Origin of the sequence: Ewingella americana ATCC 33852 (assembly GCF_000735345.1) — a bacterium.
Classification (GTDB): Bacteria; Pseudomonadota; Gammaproteobacteria; order Enterobacterales; family Enterobacteriaceae; genus Ewingella; species Ewingella americana.
Map to the genome: position 1 here is coordinate 1 of NZ_JMPJ01000044.1, position 20,130 is coordinate 20,130.

The window sequence follows — 20,130 nt, forward strand, 5'->3', positions numbered from 1 at the left end:
GAACCGCCTAAGCGGCGGCATTTCGTGGCGATCACTAAAGTGCCTGAAACACGTCCATTCCAACCCTGCGCAGCCTCGATCTCCCAGCAGCAAAAAACGCAGGATTCCAAAGGGTTTCGTTTAAAACCCTTTGGGCCAGTGTGGGCGGCTAGCCCACGGTTTTGACCTTGACCTTAATTTAGACCTCAATCTTTCTAAAGATTGAAAAAGTTTCCGATGCTTTCCAAAGCATCAAAACCCCCTCCCACTGATAACGATATTCATTTACACTAGCGCACTTGCCCGCGCACGGGCCATTCCAATGAGGATGCATGATGCTCCGCCGGTTTTTCTCTTATTACGCGCCTTATAAAAAACTGTTTTACCTCGATTTCGGCTGCGCAATCCTCGGTGGGTTGTTGGAGCTGGGTTTCCCTATGGCCATCAAAACCTTTATCGACAAGCTGCTGCCAGCCCACGATTTTGTGGTGATCCTGATTGCTACCGTCGGCCTGCTGTGCATCTACTTGATTAACACCGGGCTGATGGCGGTGGTGAACTATTGGGGACACGCGCTGGGGGTGGGGATTGAAACCGATATGCGCCGTCAGGCGTTTAGCCACTTGCAGAAACTCTCCTTCCGTTACTACGACAACACCAAGACCGGACACATTATTACTCATGTCACCAAAGACTTGGAGGAAGTGGGGGAAGTGGCGCACCACGGGCCGGAAGACCTGTTCATCGCGATCATGACCTTTATCGGTGCTTTTATCCTGATGGCGACGGTGCACTTGCCGCTGGCGCTGATGACCATCGTGATTGTGCCGTTTATGACCTATCTGGTCAGCCGCTATGGCGCGCAAATGACTGAAACCTGGCGCCGCCTGTTTGGTCAGGTGGGCAACTTCAACGCGCGCATTGAAGAGAGCATCGGCGGCATTCGCGTGGTCAAAGCCTTCGCCAACGAAGCTCACGAGAAAACCTTGTTTGCCTCGGATAACGAAAACTACCGCGTAACTAAGCTCAAAGCCTATCGCATCATGACTGCCAGCCTGACGCTGAGCTACCTGAGTACGCGCCTGATCCAGATTGTGGTGATGATCGCCGGGACGTGGTATGTGGTTAATGGCCAACTGAGCTACGGCGGTTTTGTCGGTTTCTTATTGTTGGTGGAAGTGTTCTTCCGCCCGGTGGCGAAAATCACCTCGGTGTTGGAAAGCTACCCGAAAGGTATCGCCGGGTTTAAACGCTTTACCCAACTGATTGATACCGCGCCGGATATCGTTGATCGCCCGAATGCGCAGGTGGTTGACCATCTGCACGGCGACATCAGCTATCGCGACGTGGTGTTTGGCTATACGCCAGCTAGCAAGATCCTCAATGGCATCAATCTCGAGATTAAAGCCGGGGAGACGCTGGCCTTTGTCGGGCCGTCGGGCGCGGGGAAAACCACGCTGTGCTCACTGTTGCCACGCTTCTACGAGCTGGATAGCGGTTCAATCACCATTGATGGCATTGATATCCGCGATATGACGCAGGCGTCGCTGCGCAACAATATCGGCATTGTGCAGCAGGACGTATTCCTGTTCGGCGGCAGCATTCGCGAGAACATCGCCTATGGCAAGCTGAACGCCACTGAGGCGGAAATCCGCGAGGCGGCTCGTCAGGCAAGGCTTGATGAAGTGATTGATGCCTTGCCACTGGGCATGGACACGGTGATTGGCGAGCGGGGCGTTAAACTCTCTGGCGGGCAGAAACAGCGCCTGTCAATTGCGCGTATCTTCCTTAAGAACCCGCCAATCCTCATTCTTGATGAAGCGACCTCTGCGCTGGATACCGCCACCGAGCAGGCGATTCAGCAATCACTGGCCGACCTCTCTCAGGGCCGCACCACGCTGGTTATCGCCCACCGTCTGGCCACCATTCAAAATGCCGATCGCATCGTGGTGGTAGATAAAGAGGGAATAATTGAGCAGGGCACACATCAGCAGTTGCTGGAACAGCAGGGCCGCTACGCTCAACTCCACGCTGCACAGTTTAGATAACCCGCTTGCTTTAACTCCGCAAACCGCCGTTTTCCTCTCTGCAGAGGGGAAAGCGGCCCGCTTTTTATCCCTACATTTATTACTTTCTTTACTTACCTTTCGCATTAAGAATAAAAAAACATCAAAACGGTCATGTGGCTAATAAATGGTTAACTGAAATTTGAATCAAGATCTCATTATTGCAATTTAATGAATCTTCGAAATTTGACTTATTATTTAACTAATCAGGAAAACTAAACAAATCGTGAAGTGTTCATAAAATTAGAATTACCTTTTCTATTTAATCGATATAACAAAAGCCCAAAAAATAGTTACCCTGCTATGCACTATAAAAAGGCATTACTACTATTCCGAATGTGTTTTTATTAATGACTGTTAACATCTTGCAACTCCCACAGAACAGTGATCTCACTAACATAAAACATACATTACTAAACACAAATTGCACCAAATGGATGCAATGCACTGTAATGGTGCAATTCTTTATGCAAAAAACGCATATAATCAGTGGTTTACGAAGCTCTCATTGAAACATAATGTTACAACTCTTTGCGTTAAATTAACGTTATCGCCCGAACTTTTCCATTTTAACTTTTCGTGCTTAATGCTAAGGTTCGAATCGTTTTACAGATAGAAGCATTTATAAACATTTAAAAAACTCACAGCTCGATATTTAAAAGCGGGCATGAGAAATCCTTTATATAAAATCAAGGAATATAAAATAATGATGAAGCGCAGTGTGCTGGCCGTAGTGGTCTCTTTAATCGTTGCATCCTCAGCTGCTAATGCGGCAGAAATTTATAATAAAGACGGCAATAAATTAGACCTGTACGGTCGCGTGAACGGCAAACATGCCTTCAGCGATGACAAAGGTTCTGACGGCGACAAAACTTATGTCCGTTTTGGTTTTAAAGGGGAAACTCAAATTAATGACCAACTGACCGGTTACGGCCAGTGGGAATACAACGTTCAGGCTAACCACGCTGAATCAGCAGGCACCGAGGGCACTAAGACTCGTCTGGGCTTCGCTGGTCTGAAAGTGAAAGACTTCGGTTCATTCGACTACGGTCGTAACTACGGCGTTGTTTACGACGCAATCGCGTTCACCGATATGATGCCTGAGTACGGCGGCGACACTGGTTACACTGATAACTTCATGGTTGGTCGTGCTAACGGTCTAGCAACTTACCGTAACCAAGACTTCTTCGGTCTGGTTGAAGGTCTGAACTTTGCTCTGCAATATCAGGGTAAAAACGAAGGTGACGCTAACCGTCCAGACGGTAAAGCGAATGGCGACGGCTACGGCGCGTCATTGGATTATGAAAACATCGGCGGCACAGGTATCGGTGCAGCATTGGCAGGTTCTTCTTCTGACCGTACCAATGGCCAAACTAACTCTACCTACGGCAAAGGCGACAAAGCTTCTGCATGGGCTACTGGTCTGAAATATGACGCTAACCAGGTATACCTGGCAGCGATGTATAACGAAACCCGTAACCAGACTCCAATCAGCGTTCCAGCGACTGGCGCGGTTGCAGCTCAATCTGGTTTTGCTAACAAAACCAAAGGCATCGAGTTTGTTGCACAGTACCAATTCGAAAACGGCCTGCGTCCTTCTGTAGGTTACGTACAGTCTAAAGCTCACGATATCGAAAACGGTATCGGCGATGCAGACATCGTTAAATACTTCGAAGTGGGCGCAACTTACTACTTCAACAAAAACATGTACGTTTATGTTGACTACCTGATCAACCAACTGAACGACGACAACAAGCTGGGCCTGAACACCGACGATATCACTACCGTTGCCCTGACTTACCGTTTCTAAGTTGATTCAAAGCATTATTACCCGTTTCTGTGTCTGAAAATGGTAATGGTAAAAGGCAGAGTTTCATTGGCTCTGCCTTTTTTTCGTCTTGAATTTGCCTCGCTGGCCTTCAGTTCTCCTACCTTAAATTTCAATCGCTTAGCCTATAGCCTTAGGGTATAGCGCTGCACTAAACAAGTATTCGCCAGCCTGCACCTCGCGTGGAATAGTCGTGCTTTCCTTTATTAGCTGTCCCTGCTGAGGAGCACCACGTCTATGCAAAGCATTCCCAAACCGTATTTACTGTTTTTAGGTGATGTGACCGATCCGCTGGCGGTGAAGACGGCGCGCGGTATTCACCACTGGCGACCAGAAGCCTGTATCGGCCAGTTGCGTCTGGCGGAAGATTCCATTTCTCTCGGCTTGGAAGAAATGGATGTGGTGACGGCCAAGCAGCAGGGTGCGAAAACCATGGTGCTGGGCACTGCCAACTCAGGCGGCAAGCTTCCTGCGCACTGGCTGGTGACCATCAAAGCGGCGATCCGTGCCGGTTTAAACGTGGCGAATGGCCTGCACCAAGGTTTGAATGACATCCCCGAGCTGGTGGAGTTGGCGAAAAAGCATCAGGTTGAGCTGTTCGACGTGCGCCACATGCAGCCCGCGCTGGACACCGGCACGGGCAAACGCCGCAGCGGCAAACGCATTTTGACCGTCGGCACCGACTGCTCGGTGGGCAAGATGTACAGCTCGCTGGCCCTTGAGGCGGCACTGCGCCAGCTGGATATTCAGGCAGATTTCCGCGCCACCGGGCAGACCGGTATTTTGGTTGCCGGGGCTGGGATTGCTATTGATGCGGTGATTGCTGATTTTATCTCCGGCGCGGTAGAAGCCCTGGCTCCGGCCAATCAAGACAATCATTGGGACATTATTGAAGGACAGGGATCGCTGTTTCACCCGTCGTTTGCCGGGGTCAGCATGGGGCTTATCCACGGCGCGCAGGCCGATTTACTGGTGATGTGCCACGAGCTTGGTCGCCCGCACATGCGTCATTTACCCCATATGCCCATGCCGAGCTTGCGCCAGTGCGTTGAAACCAACCTGATTGCTGCGCGGCTTACCAGTCCAAATGTTCGGCTGGCCGGTTTCTCCCTCAACACCTCGGCGGTGGATGAGCAACAGGCCAAAGCCGCGCTGGAGGAAATTAGCGCCGAGTTTGGCGTTCCGGCAACCGATCCGGTGCGCTTTGGCATGCAAGAGGTGGCGCAGTGGGTTAAAAATCTGGGCTAATTTACTGTTTCTGAACACAGATATTGCAGCCAAGTGACAGCCTTTTTGCTACTTTCAGATATCAGATTTTGCGGGGAGTCACTGGCGCATGCGTCTTCGTCACATTGAAGTTTTTCAAGCGGTTTTACAGGCGGGCAGCGTTAGCGGCGCGGCGCGTTTACTTAACGTGTCGCAGCCCAACGTTAGCCGCGTGCTCAACCACGCCGAGCAGCAACTAGGCTTTGCGCTGTTCGAGCGCAGCCCGCAGGGGCTGATTGTGACGCCAGAAGGGCGGCGACTCATGCCGGAAATTGACGCTTTATTTAGCCATATTCAGACCATTTCTGCCTTGGCCGAGCAGCTGCGTCAGGGGGAAGGCCAGCACGTGCGCATGGGGTCGGCCCATACTCTCGGGCAGGTGATTATGGCGCCTGTATTAGCCAATTTCCGCCGTCAGACGCCCGGCGGCAGCGTCGAGCTGGTCACCACTCACTTCAACACTCTGAGTCAGGATCTGCTGCAATATAAGATGGATTTTGCACTGACTTTCGCCGAACAGGTGCCCGGCGAGCTGATTGCTGAATCTGTTTATCAGGCCAATATGGTGGCGCTGTTACCACTGGATAGCCCGCAGGAAGGCCCGGTTTCGCTGAGCTGGCTGTGTGACAACGAGCTATTAATGTTGCAGCAGCAGGACCCTTTGGGGCAGGTGCTAAATCGCGTTTTGCACGAGAATGGCCTGTCGCCGCGTTCGCAGCTGTATATCAAAACTTATTCGGTGATTGCCGATGTGGTGCTGGCCGGAGGTGGCGTCGGCGTGGTGGATACCTTCACCGCCAGCCGCTATCGCGGGCAGCTGAAAATCCTGCCGGTGGTGGAGTATCTGCCTTTTGAGGTGATTTTGCTCAGCCGCAAAGACCAGCCTGCGTCACAGGCCGCGTTGAAACTTCAGCAGCTGATTCGCCATAAGCTGTGGGAGTTGGAAGGGCAACTGCTGAGTCATTCTTAAAATCCACGCCTCGAGCAGTTTCCCTCCTTTATAGTGCGCCTTGTTCGATCAGCAGATAATAGTCCTCGATTATCTGCTGGTATAACCCCACACTCTCTTCCAGCCGTGAAACCCGGCAATACTCATCAGTCTGGTGAGCCATCGAGGGTTCGCCCGGCCCGAGGATCAGGCAGGGCGGATTGCCCAAGGCGTCAACCAACAGCGCGGCATCGGTGAAATAGGGGACGATTTTGGCCTCGACCGGCGTGTCATGCAGCGGCTGGCAGTCGGCAAATACCCGCCGCACCCAAGGATTTTGCCGCTCAGTCAGCACGGCCGGAAGGTCTACCAAAGTATTTATAGTGACAACGTCACTTAAGTGCTGCTGCAATCGCGATTTTAGGGTTGCATGGGTAAGCGTTGGGTCGGTGCGCATGTCCACATCGAAGCTGGCCTTGTCCGGCACCGAGTTAATGTTTAATCCGCCCTGAAAGGTGCCGACGTTCAGCGTCGGTTTCTTCATTAATGGATGTGGCGGGCCGGGATCGAAATGGCGAATCTTGCCAATCGCGTCCGCCGCCAGATAAATAGCATTGATCCCCAGCTCCGGCATCGCGCCGTGGGCGGTTTTACCGTGGGTAGCACAACGCAGCCAGAGTGCGCCTTTGTGGCCTACCATCGGGTAATTATCCGTGGGTTCGCCGACAATCAGCGCGCCCGGCTGGGCCAGCGTCAGGTTTGGGTCATTAATCATGGCGCGCGCGCCGTCGCAGCCCGTCTCTTCGCCGCCGGTCAAAATCAACATCACGCCGCTGTTCTGCGCGATGACCTCTTGGCGATGAATGCAGGCGACAATAAAGGCCGCGATGGCCGCCTTCATGTCGCTGCTGCCTCTGCCGTAGAGCTTGCCGTCGGCTATTTCCCCGGCAAAAGGATCGAACTTCCACTGGGCATTTCCCAGCGGAACGGTGTCGAGATGGCCGGTAAACGCCAGAGGTTTACCCGCCGCCGAGCCTGCTAAGGTGGCAATCAGGTTGCAGCGCCGTTCGCCAAAATCGTGCAGCTTGACCTCAAACCCGGTGTCACTCAGAAAACTGGCCAGCCAGCTCAGGCACTCCACCTCGTCACCCGGCGGGTTAATCGTGTTGAAGCCAAGCAGGGCGCGGGTTAGGGCAATAACGTCTTGATCCATTGGGCGCTCCGAAAGGTAATGCTTAGCGACTGAAAACGCGCTGCGGGTTGCCGATTAACAAGGTTTCCAGCTGTTCACCGGTCACGCCGTGGCGACGCAAGCGCGGCACGAAATGCTTGAGGATGTAACCATAACCGTGGCCGCCAAACTTGGTCAGCATGGTTTTGAGGAAAACGTCCTGCGACAGCAAAACTTGCTCGATAAAACCGTCATCAATCAGCTCACGAATCGCCCGTGCGTTGTCTTCATCAGAAGGAGATTGCGCGCTTTCGTCGGCATAAAAGTAGGGCATGCCAATCATGTCGTATTCGAGAAATGCGCCGCGCTCGGCCAGCGTTCGCTGATAATTTTTATCCGCAAAGCTTGGGTTCATGTGGCACAGCACCACGTGGCGCAGATTGGTGCCTTCTTCCGCCAGAATATCTAACACTTTGTGGCCATAGCGCTCCCAGCCCGGCAGGTGGATTTGCATCGGCACCCCGGTTTTGGCGCTGGCGCGGCCCGCCGCCCGCAAGGATTTCTCCTCATTTGCAGTAAAGGCCGCCGACACGCCAATTTCGCCAATCAGCCCGGCCACCACCTCGGGTTTATCGCTAAAGCCGCCGACGTCATAAATAATCTGATCGGTCAGCGCTTCCAGCGAACGGCTTTTGACATAGTCAGGGTGGGACGGCTCAAGGTAGAAGCCGGTACCCATAATAATGTTCAAGCCGGTCAGCCTTGAGATGCGTTGCAAAGCTTTCGGGTCGCGACCGATGCCGATATTGGTCGGATCCACCACGGTTTCGCCGCCCAGCGCGCGGTACTTCAGTAACTCTTCCACGGCGAGGTCGGAATCAAACAGCTGGCAATTATCACGGCTCATCAATGGGTTAAGCTGCAACTCGCCGAGATTCTCGATTTTCACCGGCATCTCGGCGATGTGTCGCTCGCTACAGCAGCAGGGCGGCACCCACTTGCCCGAAGCGTCGAGCAGAATATGCTCGTGCATCAGGGTGACGCCCAGTTTCTCCACCGCCAGCGGGCCGAGCACGGTCATGGCAAAGCCGCTCTCCGTGCCGAGCGGGAAGGGATCGGCATGTCTAAATAAAGAACCTGCGAAGCCGTCTTTAGAGGTCATGGCGCTATCCCTTGGTACTTCGAACCGGGTTGAAAATGCGGGTGTTCAGCCAGATAGCCAGCAGAATGATTAAGCCCGTGGCGATTTGGGTATAGAACGGCGACATGTGCGACAGAATCAGGCCATTTTGGATAACCGCGATGGACAGCGCGCCAAGCAGGGTGCCGATAATGGTGCCGAAGCCACCAAACAGACTGGTGCTGCCGAGAACCACGGCGGCAATTACCTGTAATTCAAAGCCTTCGCCCTGATTCGACGAGCCACTGCCCAGACGCGCGGTAATGATCATCCCGGCCAAAGCCGCCGCCATTCCGCAAATCACATACACCCACATGGTGGTCGATTTGGTATTCACCCCGGCACGGCGCACCCCTTCGGCGTTAGCACCAATGGCGGTGACATAGCGACCAAAGCGCATATGGTTGAGCAGCACGTGCCCGAAAACTAACGCCAGCACGCCAAGAATGGCGGGCAGCGGCAGCCCCAACACCCAAGCGCGACCCAGCAGCGTAAACGGACTATCGGCCGGAATTGGGATGGAGTAGCCCTGAGTGATTAACAGCGCCACGCCGCGAATAACCGCCAAAGTCGCCAAGGTGACAATAAAGGCCGGGATGCCCTCATAGGCGATAAAGTAGCCATTGATGGCACCAATCAGACCGCCAAGCACCAGCCCGCCAATCAGCACCACGGGCCAAGGAAGTCCCCAGTTGTTCAAGGCGATAGCGGAAAGCGCGCCGACCAGCGCCAGCGTCGAACCGACCGACAAATCAATGCCGCCGGTGGTGATAACCAGCGTCATGGCGGCCGCGACAATCAGCAGCGGCGCGCTTTGGCGCAGGATGTTTAACCAGTTGTATCCACTTAAGAAATTGTCCGTCGCGAAAGAGAACACCACGCAACAGAAGATGAAAAACACCGCAATGCTCACCACACCTGAGTGGTTGTGCAGCATGCGCCGGGTAACCGATTGTTTAATAAGTCGGGGACTGGACATGTTTATGATACTCATGGGTTTACCCTTTTAATTCACCAGACGGCGCTCAGTGGTGCACGGTTTCGCGTGCAGAGTGGGCTTCGAACTTCTGGCCGACAATCAAATTCACAATGTCGGACAAGCTGGTTTCGGAGATTTGTCGGTCGGCAACGTTGGTCCCTTCGTACATCACCATGATGCGGTCGCAAACCAGGAACAGATCTTGCAGACGGTGAGTAATGAGGATCACGCTGACGCCGCGAGCACTGACTCGGCGAATCAGTTCGAGCACGGCTTCCACCTCGGCGACCGCCAGTGCGGCAGTAGGCTCGTCCATGATCAACACTTTTGGGTTGAAGGCGGCGGCGCGGGCGATGGCAATGGCCTGACGCTGACCGCCGGACAAATTGCGCACCAGCAGGCGAGTGTCAGGGATGGAGATCCCCAAGCCTTGCAGCATCTCGTGGGCCTCTTCGTGCATCTTTTTCTCGTCGAGGAAGGGGATGCCCAACACGCGAGTTTGTGGTTCGCGGCCCATAAACAGGTTGCCCGCCACGTTGACCGTGTCGCACAGCGAGAGATCTTGATAGACCATTTCGATGTGGCAGCGGCGGGCGTCAGACGGGTTAGCGAAATGGACATCCTGACCGTCAATACGCAGGGTTCCACCGGTCGGCACCACGGCACCGGCCAAAATTTTAGTCAGCGTGGATTTACCCGCGCCGTTATCACCGACCAGACCCAGCACTTCGCCGGGTGCCAAACTCAGGTTTACGCCGCGCAAAGAGCGGATTGAACCATAGGTTTTGGTGATATTTACCATCTCGACCCGGGGTGAACCAGATAAGTTTCTGGACATCTCTTGAGACATAATTGCTCTCCAACTGGTGAGGGGCTTGCGGGTGCAGCGCAAAAGTTCTGCCGCTGCTGACAATGCCGTCTTCTTGCCTCTTCCGATTTCTCTATCCTTGTAAACCGGTTTACCCAAAAGGCAAAAATAACGGCGATGTCTTTTCCCGCACCCGTAATGGTCAAAAATATTCTGAGTGTGGAACTCTGTGTCGCCGGTTTGAATCTAGCAGAATGTATGCCAGTTAATTCTGAGTGGAAAAGTGATCGGGTTCAAAAAATAAACAGGGGGTATGTTAAATCCATTAAGAATCAATGTGATGATTAAGTGACAAAAAGGCTAAAATTTTATTATTTGAGAGCTAATTCACATCCGTTCAGGAGGATTATGCAAGGTGGGCGATACAGGTGCAGGTTGTTAACTTGCACAAAAAAGGCGCAGTCGCGCCTGATTCGTGCACTAAAACTACTCAGCTGAGGATGGAGCCGGAGGGGCAACCGAGTCGCGCGAGATCCACTCCACCGGAATTCGCGACACCTGTGAGACATCGGGTTCATCGTTAAACAGCTTAATCAGCGTTTCAACCGCGACTCGGCCTAAATCCCTCGCCGACTGGCGAATGGTGGAGAGGCGCGGAGTGATCAAATCGGAGTAGATGGCGTCATCGAAACCGACCAGAGAGAGTGAAGCCGGAACGGCCAGCCCGCGCTGGCGCATGCCATCGAGCAGTCCAAGGGCCAAATAGTCACTGGCGGCAAAAATGGCGGTCGGCGGTTGCGGCAGAGCCAGCAACTGGTCCAGCGCGGCGCGGCCAAAGGTGCGGCTGTAATCACCGTACAGCACCATGTCTGCGCTGTAGGGCAGGCCCGCGTTGATTAATGCCTGACGAAAACCCTGATGGCGCTCGCGCACGCTCATCAATTCATCCGGTCCGCCGACAAAGGCAATACGCTGATGCCCGGCAGCAATTAGCTTGTTGGCCGCCAGTTCGCCGCCGTGGACATTGTCGGAAAAGACTTTTGGTACCGTGCTGCCGGGCACATCTTCATCCAGCAAAACCACGTGACGTTGGCCTTTCAACTGCTCGCGCAGCTGGCCGTTATCAGGGCGGTTAGTGGTGAACAGCAGGCCATCAACCTGACGGGTGTCCAGCCAGCGAATGAACTGACACTCTTTCTCCAGATTGTTGCGGGTAACGCACAGCACCAGACTGTATTTGTGCAGAGAGGCCGCTTCTTCAGCGGCATCGGCCAGCTCGGCGAAGAAGGGGTTGGCGATGTCCGGCAGCACCAGGCCGATGGTTTCACTGCCGCCCTTGCTCAATCTGCGGGCCAGACTGTTGGCGCGGTAGTCCAGCGCCTTAATGGCTTCCTCAATCCGCGCGACCGTGGGCTGGGGCAGAGAGATGCTTTTGTTGAGATAACGCGAAACCGTCGCTTTCGACAAACCGGCGTATTTCGCGACGTCGGACAACACTACCCGTTTTGTTCCCATTAACTTTTCATCCTTCACATAAGGGCTTCAGTTGACACGCTGCTCACAATGCCACGGATCAGATAAAATTTATACTTGACAATTTTTTGACGTCGTTTAATTGTAATTAACAGTTTACCCGCATTACCAGCTTCAGCGAATACTCTCCGTTTGGAACGGTCTGTTTCGTTAAATCGACATTCTGACGTGTGCCTCCCGCCAACATTCTCCTGAGTGTGCATATTTATATGCTTTCGTTCAGGTTTCAGCTGCTCAATGGCTTTCTAAAGTTGTTGCCGCCAGCTTATTGCATTGTCATCACCAAATCTTGAGGATGTCATTATGTTGAACAACACCGGAAAGAAAAAATCACTTTCTCCTTTTAACGCTTTGAAATTAAAAAAAGCGGCCTACACAGCTATCGCTACTCTGACTCTTTCAATGTTCAGTTATTCTGCCTTTGCGGCGGATGCGCCAACCTATGCGTTGGTGCAAATTAACCAACAGGCGCTCTTCTTCAATTTAATGAATAAAGGCGCGCAAGAAGAAGCCACCAAGTCTGGCGCGAAATTAGTTATTTTCAACGCCAATGACAATCCGGTTTCACAAAACGATGCGATTGAAACCTATATTCAGCAAGGTGTTAAAGGGATCATGGTGGATGCTATTGATGTGAACGGCATCATGCCAGCCATTAAAGAAGCTGCCGCTAAAAATATTCCGGTTATTGCTATCGACGCCGTATTGCCTGAAGGACCACAAAAGGCGCAGGTGGGCGTGGATAATAATAAAGGCGGCGCGCTGATTGGTAATTACTTCACCAAATACGTCAAAGACAATATGGGTGGGAAAGCCAAGCTGGGCATCGTCGGTGCCTTGAATTCCGCAATTCAAAACCAGCGCCAAAAAGGGTTTGAAGACACCCTCAAAGGCCACGATGGCATCAAAGTGGTGGGCGTGGTCGATGGCCGAAATATTCAGGATGACGCCCTGACGGCGGCAGAAAACCTGATCACCGGTAACCCGGATATGACCGCGATTTACGCCACCGGCGAGCCTGCTCTGCTGGGTGCGATTGCCGCAGTTGAAAACCAGGGCCGCCAGAAAGACATCAAAGTCTTTGGCTGGGATCTGACGGCTAAAGCCGTGAGCGGTATCGATCAGGGCTATGTGACGGCGGTATTGCAGCAAGACCCTGAGAACATGGGCGTTTCTGCGGTTAAAGCCCTGAATACATTGGTAGTTGATGGCAAAACGGTCGAAAAAACCATTCAGGTTCCGGCCACTATCGTCACCAAAGCTAACGTGGATACTTTCCGCCCAATGTTTAAGCAGTAAGCTTAATCAAGTGTGAAAAGCAGTGGCAAAAATAGTCGTTAAAAGTAGAAAGAAAAGAGCGGGTTACGTGACTTCTGCGTAACCCGCTAGCCGCTAGGCCAGAGGTGAATTTAGTATTTCCACCAGCTCGGTTTGGCTTGGAAATGCGCTAAAGGTGCCGGTGCGGCTGATGGTGATCGCCGCCGCCCGTGCGGCGCGTTGCAGGTCTAACTGCTGAGGGAAAGGCACTGAGCGGCGCAGCATTGAGGCCAGCATCACGGCCAAGAAGGTATCGCCAGCGCCGGTGGTATCCACCACTTTGCAAGGCGGCGTGGTGACATGCAACTGCTGGTCGGCAGTGGCGAAATAGACGCCGTCCGCCCCCAGTGTCACCACTACGGCAGAGGCTCCGGCACGCAGCAGTTCGCTGGCGGCTTCCACCGGAGGTAGATGAGACGCGGTGAAATAGCTTGCTTCGCCACGGTTGACTACCAGTAAGTCGACCAGTGGCCAGAGTTGTGAAAAGGCCGGTTTAACCGGCGACGGGTTGAAAACGGTCCGCAAGCTTAGGCGACGGGCCAGCTGGAAAACGGCGGCGGTTTTCTCTAATGAGAAATTCCCCTGCTGTAATACAACATCACCGGGCTGTGCATTATTTAATGCCAGCTCAATATCCGCTAATGACAATGCATCGGCGGCAGTGGTGGTAGTAATAATAGAATTATCGCCGTCGGCGGTATTTAATATAAGTGAGGTGTCTGTGCGACAGTTTAATGATTCTTCCGGAAATAGTTTCAATAACTCTTGGGCTAATTGCTGGCGACACCATTGGCCCTGATTATCATTTCCGGTTGCGGCAATTAGCACAGTGCTCACTGCGCAACGTGAAAGAATAACCGCTTGATTAGCGCCTTTTCCGCCCAGATCTTGATTTATTTTCTGGCCGTGAATCGATGCGCCTTTTTCAGGTATTTCATTTATTACATACGTTTCGTCAACGCCTGTATTACCTACGACGAATACACGCATAATTAATCCCCTAGAAGGTGAATGAAGATGGCATCTATATCAGCAGGAAAACCAAGCGCGATTCAAGAAATATTTTCTCGTTCTAAAGCAATAATGGGTGTAGTACATTGCGAAGCATTTCCCGGCTCGCCAAATTATCAGGGTAAATCAATTAATAAAATAATCGACGTGGCCTTAAAAGATGCTGATGCTTATTTAAAAGGGGGCATTCACGGGCTGATTATTGAAAACCACGGTGACATTCCTTTTTCTAAACCAGAAAATATTGGTCATGAGACGGCAGCATTTATGTCGGTGATCACTGACCGAATTAAACAAGAGTTTGGCGTGCCGCTGGGCATTAACGTATTAGCCAACGCGGCGATCCCGGCATTAGCCACGGCGTTGGCCGGTGGCGCAGACTTCATCCGCGTCAACCAGTGGGCCAACGCCTACATCGCCAACGAAGGCTTTATTGAAGGCGCCGCCGCCACCGCGCTGCGCTATCGCTCCCAGCTGCGCGCCGAGCACATCAAAATCTTCGCCGACAGCCACGTGAAACACGGCAGTCACGCCATTGTCGCCGACCGTTCAATCCCAGAATTAACCCGCGACGTCGACTTCTTCTTAGCTGACGGCGTGATTGCCACCGGCCAGCGCACCGGCGACAGCGCCACCATGGAAGAGATCGACGAAATCCGCTCGGCCACCGAGCTGCCTCTGCTGGTGGGTTCAGGCGTTACGCCGGACAATATTTGCGCTATTTTACAGCGTACGCAGGGGGTGATTGTTGCCAGCACGCTGAAGTTTGGCGGCGTGTGGTGGAATCAGGTTGAACTGGAGCGAGTTAAACACTTCATGTCTATCGCTCGCGCTGAGCTGGAGGACTAATATGTCGACCGCAATGGGAAAAAGTCAGAATTCGTTTACCGATTGGCTGCTTGAGGAGCATCAGGAGGTCTGGCACGCCATGCAATACCATCCTTTTGTCACCGGCATTGAAGACGGCAGCCTGCCTGCCAAGGTGTTCAATCAATATCTGGTGTATGAAGGGGATTTCGTGGCGACGGCCATTGGCATATTTTCCTATGCGGTCATTAAAGCGCCGGATATCCGCCATCAGCGCTGGCTGATTGGCGTGCTCGACGCGCTGGCAAATGAGCAAATTGCCTATTTCGAAAGAGTGATGGAGAAGCGCCACGTGACGCCGTCGGACTATCAGCGCAGTGCGCCGGACGTCTCGCGCTTTAGTCAGGGGATGCTGCGCACCGCGCAAAACGGCAGTTATGCCGAGATCCTCACGCTGATGTTCGGCGCAGAGTGGATGTACTACCACTGGTGTACCCGCGTTAGCCAGTCCGCCATTGCTGACCCTGAAGTGAAAGATTGGGTGGTGATGCATGCCGAAAAGACCTTTATCGATCAGGCAAGCTGGCTGAAGGCGGAGCTGGACAGCTGCGCCGCCACGCTGAGCGAGGAGCAGCGCCAGCACCTGTCGGTGCTGTACGGTCAGGTGTTGCAATGGGAGATTGATTTCCACAGCGCCGCCTTTGATTAACCCTTTGTTCAGTAATAAAAAAGCCTTCCACTTGGAAGGCTTTTATCTTTGTGGCTCAGGCCAAATTACTCTGACGGCTGCCAGCGCGCCCGACACTCATCGCGGCGGAAATTCAGCACCCGGCTGCGGTTGGCAATCAGCTGCACATTATAGCCTTGGAAATAGAGGCAGAAGGTTTTCAGCCACGGGCCGTCGGGCATTTCTACCAATAACCGACCAAGCCCAATCGACTTCAGCTTGCCTTTGGCGCGCAGTGGGCCGATGCCCATCAGCAGATAATCATCTTCTATATCAAAGGCTGCCTGAGATTGCGGATGAAACCAGCGCCCCTGAACCAGTGATAAACACTGGGTTGGCGTCGCGGGCACAAAATAACGCGTCGCGTGGCCCATTTCGCCTTGCAGGTTTTTGCCGTCCCAGCGCAGGCGCATGGGCATATGGGCGGAGAGCGAAATGGCTTCGTTTTCATCCGTGCCCTGATAGAGCTTTTCGCTCGCGCCGAGATAATTGGCCACCCCTTGCTTAACTTCGAGCCAATAAGGCTCGGCAATGCTGGCGTAAACGCCGTCGGGGATGGCCTGACTGCGCGGCGGAAGCGGCGCGCCGAGCAGGGCGGACATCACTTCAAACGCGCAGCCGAAGGCTTGTGTATCTTCGCGGTTCGACACCATTGCCACGCCAACGTCCAACTGAGGATGCAGTAAAAAGTAGGTTTTGTATCCGGCGTGTGAGCCGCCGTGACCAAAGACTTTATGCACGCCGACCTGCGTCGAGGAAATGCCCAAACCATAGGCGCTTGGCGTGCCGTCTTGCAAATAGCGCGGCTGGGTGAGTTTCTCCAGCACCTGTTCGCCCGGCCCCTGATTCGCCAGCAGGCTTTGCAGCCAAGTGGTCAGCGATCGCAGGCTGCCGGTGACGCTGCCGGAGGCGGAAAGATGCAGGCCCGCGCTGGCGGTTTTCCAGCTGTCGCCGTCGCGCCAATAGCCGGGCGTTAAGCCGGGAACCACGTCAAACCAGGTTTCAGGAGCGTGCAGGGCGATATCCAGCGGCGCGGCGATGTGCTCATGCAGCAGATCGTTAAAGAGGATGCCTTTACTCTTGAGGATGGCTTCAACCAGACGGTAGCCCGTATTGGAGTAGGAAATCTCAGAACCGGCGGGGAAATTCAGTGCGCCGTCCTGAGCAAGAAAATCTAAGATAGGCTGTGGTTCAGTGGCACTGTAGACCGACACCCCCAGCAGTGACAGGGTTTCGCGCACATCGGGCAAACCGCCGGTCATGTCCAGCGCCTGACCAATGGTCACGTCAGCCATCGGGGCTTTTAACGCAGGCAGGTGCTGCCCCAAAGTGTCTTGCAGCGATAACCCGGCATGGCTACGAAACAGAGCCAGAGTAGCAAAAATATGCTTGGTTATTGAGGCATAGCGCACCACGTTGTCGAGGGTGAAAGGCTCTCCCGTGCTGAGATTCGCCAGTCCGCCCGTAGCACTGCCTTTGATTTCATCACGCGTAAACAGGCTGATAGCCCCGCCGGGTTCTCCTGCAGAGTCCCATTGGCCGGTGATTTTTTTCGCTGTTTCCAGCGCCGCGTCCCACTGCAAAGGCGTCCGTGGTTCGCGTAGGGTGAATGTCATTGCTGTTCCCCTTGTCTAATAGTCATGTGTGATAGGGAGCGATGCTGCCACTCCGTCATTGTTACTCACTTCTCCCAGAAGCCAGCTCATTTCAACACCATTTTGCGCCACAATTCTGGCTCAAAGGTGCGTAATGCTGGCCTTGACTTGTGAGCGAGCCGATGGTTTTAATGAGAGACAGGCTTTTGAAGCCATCTTTATGCATCTCATTGAAATCCTAAGATGAAAATGTACTTAGCCGGTCGTTTTTAGCGCCGATAAATGCCGTTATGCTTTTTTCATAATTAACCAGAGTAGACCCTTTTATGAATAACACCGAACGCGGAACGCAAACGTTTATCCCCGTTTTTGACGGCCATAATGACGTTTTACTGCAACTGTGGGAGCAGCATCGCCAAAACCCCGAGCAGGCTTTTCTCCAAGGCCCGGCCAGCGGCCAGATGGATTTACCTCGCTGCCAGCAGGCCGGTTTTGCCGGTGGCCTGTTCGCCGCGTGGGTGCCATCCCCCCGTTTTGATGCAGCAAGCGTGCCGGATCCGCAAATTGACGCGCGTTTTTTGCTGGAAGGTACTCAAAAACATCCTGATTTTTCCCCGACGCCGTCGTTTGAATCGGCCCGCGACACCACTCTCGCCATGATGGCTTTCCTGCTGCGTATTGAGCAGCAGTCGCAGGGCGCGGTGAAAATTTGCCGCAGCGCCGCCGATATTCGCGGTGCGCTGGCGAGCAAGGCGCTGGCGGTGGTGATGCACATAGAGGGCGCTGAGGGCATCGATCCTGACCTTTATACTCTCGACGTGTTGTATGAAATGGGCCTGCGAACGCTCGGTCCGGTGTGGAGCCGTCCGAATATCTTCGGCCACGGCGTGCCTTTCAAATTCAATACCTCGCCAGATTTCGGCCCCGGCTTGACCGACTTAGGCGTGAAACTGGTGCAAGCCTGTAACCGCAAACGTATTTTGATTGATTTGTCGCACCTCAATGAGCAGGGCTTCTGGGATGTGGCAAAACACTCCGACGCGCCGCTGGTGGCCAGCCACTCCAACGCCTTTGCGCTGTGCGCCCAGTCTCGCAACCTGACGGACAAACAGCTTGCCGCCATCAAAGAAACGCAAGGCTTTGTCGGCGTGAACTTCGCCACGCCGTTCCTGCGCGAAGACGGCAAAAACAGCCCGGACACCGGAACCGAGGACTATTTGCGCCATCTGGATTATCTAGTGGAAAAACTGGGTGAGGATCACGTGGGCTTTGGTTCAGATTTCGACGGCGCGCCGATGGCTCCCTTTATGCGTGACGTCAGCGGGCTGCCGGTGTTGATTGAGGCGATGCGTAAATCGGGGTATGGCGAGCCGCTGATTGCCAAGATTGCTCATCAGAACTGGATTAACGTGCTGGAAAGAACCTGGGGCGAGTAATGCGCTAAACAGGTGGGAAGGAGTGGCTCCTTGGGCAGTTCGCCTCAGGAGCCATTTTTTATGATTAATCAGCGAACAGAGTTTGTTTCAGGGCGCGCTCCACGCCGCGCAACTCGGCTAAACCGCGCAAACGGCCAATGGCCGAATAACCCGGATTGGTCTTTTTGTGCAGGTCGTCGAGCATCTGGTGGCCGTGGTCCGGGCGCATCGGAATAGGGCGCAGATCCCCCGCGCGGCGGCGAGTCTGTTCTTCGGTCAAAATGGCTTTGATAATCGCCACCATGTCGACATCGCCGTCCAGATGATCCGCCTCGTGGAAGCTGCCCGGCGTGGCTTCGCGCTGGGTGGCGCGCAGATGGACGAAGTTCACGCGGTCGGCGTACGTGGTCATCATCTTCACTAAATCATTGTCTTCGCGGACGCCATAAGAGCCTGTGCAGAAGCAGAAGCCGTTGTGCAGGCTATCAACCGTTTCTTTCAGCCACTGCATATCTTCAATAGTAGAAATAATGCGCGGCAGGCCGAGGATTGGGCGCGGTGGGTCATCAGGATGCACCGCCAGTTTCAGACCGTGCTGCTCAGCGACTGGCACGATGCTGCGCAGGAAGTGCGCCATATTCTCGCGCAGTTTGGCCTTGTCGATGCCATCATAGGTCGCCAGTCGAGCGCGGAACTGATCCAGCGTGTAACCCTCTTCGGCACCCGGCAAACCGGCAATAATATTGGCGGTGAGGGTGGCGATTTCGTCTTCGCTCATGGCGGCAAAATAGTCGCTGGCCTGCTTTTGCTCTTCGGCGGAGTAGTCCTGCTTAGCCCCGGCGCGTTGCAGGATATGCAGCTCGAAGGCGGCAAAGGCAATTTGATCAAAACGCAGCGCCCGCGAGCCGTCCGGCAGCAAATAGCCGAGGTCGGTACGGGTCCAGTCGAGGATCGGCATAAAGTTGTAGCAGACGGTATCGATGCCGCAGGCCGCCAGATTGCGCAGCGACTGCTGATAGTTAGCAATGTGCTTCTCGACATCGCCGCTGCGAGTTTTGATCTCTTCGTGAACCGGAATGCTTTCCACCACCGACCACGTCAGGTTTTTCTCCGCCAGTTCGGCCTGACGTTTCTTAATCTCTTCGACTGTCCACACTTCGCCATTAGGGATGTGATGCAGGGCAGTAACCACCCCGGTAGCCCCGGCCTGTCTGACATCGTCCAGCGACACGGGATCTTTCGGGCCATACCAGCGCCATGTTTGTTCCATGTGAAATTCCTTGTTTGCGACCTAAGTCTGCTTATGTGCGAGGAAGCGTGAAAAGGGACAATCTGTGACGCGGGCTGTTTTAGTTTTCTTGACGTCAGACAGCTTGCCAGTTCACTCTATTAACATTACAGGTCAGGTGGTAGGGTGGTCAGGCCACCTGACCGACATATCATTCAGGATGCTCAGGATCATTAATGTGATCCAGTCGACAGTTTTGCTAACGCCAGCGATTTTTGTCTCAGGCTAGCCA

General features: G+C 53.7%; 16 protein-coding genes. 8 read left to right on the forward strand and 8 right to left on the reverse strand.

Annotated elements, in window-relative coordinates; translation table 11 throughout:
- The first annotated feature begins 314 nt into the window (after positions 1–314).
- The 4 genes from GEAM_RS07780 to GEAM_RS07795 all read left to right on the forward strand — a co-directional run bounded on the left by GEAM_RS07780 (position 315) and on the right by GEAM_RS07795 (position 6,109).
- Positions 315–2,027: an ABC transporter ATP-binding protein gene (locus GEAM_RS07780; protein ID WP_034790241.1), complete on the forward strand. Its 1,713-nt coding sequence runs from the start codon at positions 315–317 to the stop codon at positions 2,025–2,027.
- A gap of 724 nt (positions 2,028–2,751) precedes the next feature.
- Complete coding sequence (locus GEAM_RS07785; protein ID WP_034790243.1) at positions 2,752–3,855, forward strand: porin; 1,104 nt, start codon at positions 2,752–2,754, stop codon at positions 3,853–3,855.
- Positions 3,856–4,110: 255 nt separating this feature from the next.
- Positions 4,111–5,121 carry an N-acetyltransferase DgcN gene (gene dgcN / locus GEAM_RS07790; RefSeq protein ID WP_034790245.1) on the forward strand — a complete coding sequence of 337 codons (1,011 nt, stop codon included), beginning with the start codon at positions 4,111–4,113 and terminating at the stop codon, positions 5,119–5,121.
- An 88-nt stretch (positions 5,122–5,209) separates the two neighbouring features.
- Positions 5,210–6,109: a LysR family transcriptional regulator gene (locus tag GEAM_RS07795; RefSeq protein ID WP_034790248.1), complete on the forward strand. Its 900-nt coding sequence runs from the start codon at positions 5,210–5,212 to the stop codon at positions 6,107–6,109.
- 28 nt (positions 6,110–6,137) lie between these two features.
- On the opposite strand, the gene GEAM_RS07800 is transcribed toward GEAM_RS07795, so the two are convergent.
- The 5 genes from GEAM_RS07800 to GEAM_RS07820 form a co-directional block, all read right to left on the reverse strand.
- Positions 6,138–7,280: a M20 family metallopeptidase gene (locus GEAM_RS07800; protein WP_034790251.1), complete on the reverse strand. Its 1,143-nt coding sequence runs from the start codon at positions 7,278–7,280 to the stop codon at positions 6,138–6,140.
- Positions 7,281–7,302: 22 nt separating this feature from the next.
- On the reverse strand, positions 7,303–8,400 hold the full coding sequence (locus GEAM_RS07805) for a phosphotriesterase family protein (protein WP_034790252.1): 1,098 nt from the start codon (positions 8,398–8,400) through the stop codon (positions 7,303–7,305).
- Positions 8,401–8,404: 4 nt separating this feature from the next.
- Entirely contained in the window at positions 8,405–9,403 is a 999-nt protein-coding gene (locus GEAM_RS07810) for an ABC transporter permease (RefSeq protein WP_172468508.1), read from the reverse strand.
- A gap of 40 nt (positions 9,404–9,443) precedes the next feature.
- Positions 9,444–10,199 (reverse strand): ATP-binding cassette domain-containing protein, encoded by a 756-nt coding sequence (locus GEAM_RS07815; RefSeq protein WP_167333526.1) that lies wholly within the window; start codon positions 10,197–10,199, stop codon positions 9,444–9,446.
- Positions 10,200–10,691: 492 nt separating this feature from the next.
- On the reverse strand, positions 10,692–11,720 hold the full coding sequence (locus GEAM_RS07820) for a LacI family DNA-binding transcriptional regulator (protein WP_034790255.1): 1,029 nt from the start codon (positions 11,718–11,720) through the stop codon (positions 10,692–10,694).
- 420 nt (positions 11,721–12,140) lie between these two features.
- Here GEAM_RS07820 and GEAM_RS07825 point away from each other — a divergent pair, with 420 nt between their 5' ends.
- Complete coding sequence (locus GEAM_RS07825; protein WP_051899446.1) at positions 12,141–13,037, forward strand: ABC transporter substrate-binding protein; 897 nt, start codon at positions 12,141–12,143, stop codon at positions 13,035–13,037.
- A gap of 93 nt (positions 13,038–13,130) precedes the next feature.
- On the opposite strand, the gene GEAM_RS07830 is transcribed toward GEAM_RS07825, so the two are convergent.
- A complete protein-coding gene (locus GEAM_RS07830) occupies positions 13,131–14,045 on the reverse strand; it encodes a ribokinase (protein ID WP_034790257.1) in 915 nt (304 codons plus the stop codon).
- Between the two features lie 27 nt (positions 14,046–14,072).
- Here GEAM_RS07830 and GEAM_RS07835 point away from each other — a divergent pair, with 27 nt between their 5' ends.
- Together GEAM_RS07835 and GEAM_RS07840 are read left to right on the forward strand one after the other, a co-directional pair.
- Entirely contained in the window at positions 14,073–14,915 is an 843-nt protein-coding gene (locus GEAM_RS07835; protein ID WP_034790259.1) for a BtpA/SgcQ family protein, read from the forward strand.
- Between the two features lies 1 nt (position 14,916).
- A complete protein-coding gene (locus tag GEAM_RS07840) occupies positions 14,917–15,582 on the forward strand; it encodes a TenA family protein (protein ID WP_244956605.1) in 666 nt (221 codons plus the stop codon).
- A gap of 65 nt (positions 15,583–15,647) precedes the next feature.
- Here the strand turns inward: GEAM_RS07840 and GEAM_RS07845 are convergent, their stop codons facing one another.
- On the reverse strand, positions 15,648–17,216 hold the full coding sequence (locus tag GEAM_RS07845) for a serine hydrolase domain-containing protein (RefSeq protein ID WP_034790261.1): 1,569 nt from the start codon (positions 17,214–17,216) through the stop codon (positions 15,648–15,650).
- A 305-nt stretch (positions 17,217–17,521) separates the two neighbouring features.
- Between GEAM_RS07845 and GEAM_RS07850 the strand changes: the two genes are divergently transcribed.
- Positions 17,522–18,631 carry a dipeptidase gene (locus GEAM_RS07850; RefSeq protein WP_034790263.1) on the forward strand — a complete coding sequence of 370 codons (1,110 nt, stop codon included), beginning with the start codon at positions 17,522–17,524 and terminating at the stop codon, positions 18,629–18,631.
- Between the two features lie 64 nt (positions 18,632–18,695).
- Here the strand turns inward: GEAM_RS07850 and uxuA are convergent, their stop codons facing one another.
- Complete coding sequence (gene uxuA, locus GEAM_RS07855; RefSeq protein ID WP_034790265.1) at positions 18,696–19,880, reverse strand: mannonate dehydratase; 1,185 nt, start codon at positions 19,878–19,880, stop codon at positions 18,696–18,698.
- Positions 19,881–20,130: the final 250 nt, after the last annotated feature.

Bases quoted from the DNA above. Each gene is read 5' to 3' on its own strand.
- GEAM_RS07780 (WP_034790241.1), top strand. From the start codon at position 315: ATGCTCCGCCGGTTTTTCTCTTATTACGCGCCTTATAAAAAACTGTTT.
- GEAM_RS07785 (WP_034790243.1), top strand. From the start codon at position 2,752: ATGATGAAGCGCAGTGTGCTGGCCGTAGTGGTCTCTTTAATCGTTGCA.
- dgcN (WP_034790245.1), top strand. From the start codon at position 4,111: ATGCAAAGCATTCCCAAACCGTATTTACTGTTTTTAGGTGATGTGACC.
- GEAM_RS07795 (WP_034790248.1), top strand. From the start codon at position 5,210: ATGCGTCTTCGTCACATTGAAGTTTTTCAAGCGGTTTTACAGGCGGGC.
- GEAM_RS07800 (WP_034790251.1), bottom strand. From the start codon at position 7,280: ATGGATCAAGACGTTATTGCCCTAACCCGCGCCCTGCTTGGCTTCAAC.
- GEAM_RS07805 (WP_034790252.1), bottom strand. From the start codon at position 8,400: ATGACCTCTAAAGACGGCTTCGCAGGTTCTTTATTTAGACATGCCGAT.
- GEAM_RS07815 (WP_167333526.1), bottom strand. From the start codon at position 10,199: ATGGTAAATATCACCAAAACCTATGGTTCAATCCGCTCTTTGCGCGGC.
- GEAM_RS07820 (WP_034790255.1), bottom strand. From the start codon at position 11,720: ATGGGAACAAAACGGGTAGTGTTGTCCGACGTCGCGAAATACGCCGGT.
- GEAM_RS07825 (WP_051899446.1), top strand. From the start codon at position 12,141: ATGTTCAGTTATTCTGCCTTTGCGGCGGATGCGCCAACCTATGCGTTG.
- GEAM_RS07830 (WP_034790257.1), bottom strand. From the start codon at position 14,045: ATGCGTGTATTCGTCGTAGGTAATACAGGCGTTGACGAAACGTATGTA.
- GEAM_RS07835 (WP_034790259.1), top strand. From the start codon at position 14,073: ATGGCATCTATATCAGCAGGAAAACCAAGCGCGATTCAAGAAATATTT.
- GEAM_RS07840 (WP_244956605.1), top strand. From the start codon at position 14,917: ATGTCGACCGCAATGGGAAAAAGTCAGAATTCGTTTACCGATTGGCTG.
- GEAM_RS07845 (WP_034790261.1), bottom strand. From the start codon at position 17,216: ATGACATTCACCCTACGCGAACCACGGACGCCTTTGCAGTGGGACGCG.
- GEAM_RS07850 (WP_034790263.1), top strand. From the start codon at position 17,522: ATGAATAACACCGAACGCGGAACGCAAACGTTTATCCCCGTTTTTGAC.
- uxuA (WP_034790265.1), bottom strand. From the start codon at position 19,880: ATGGAACAAACATGGCGCTGGTATGGCCCGAAAGATCCCGTGTCGCTG.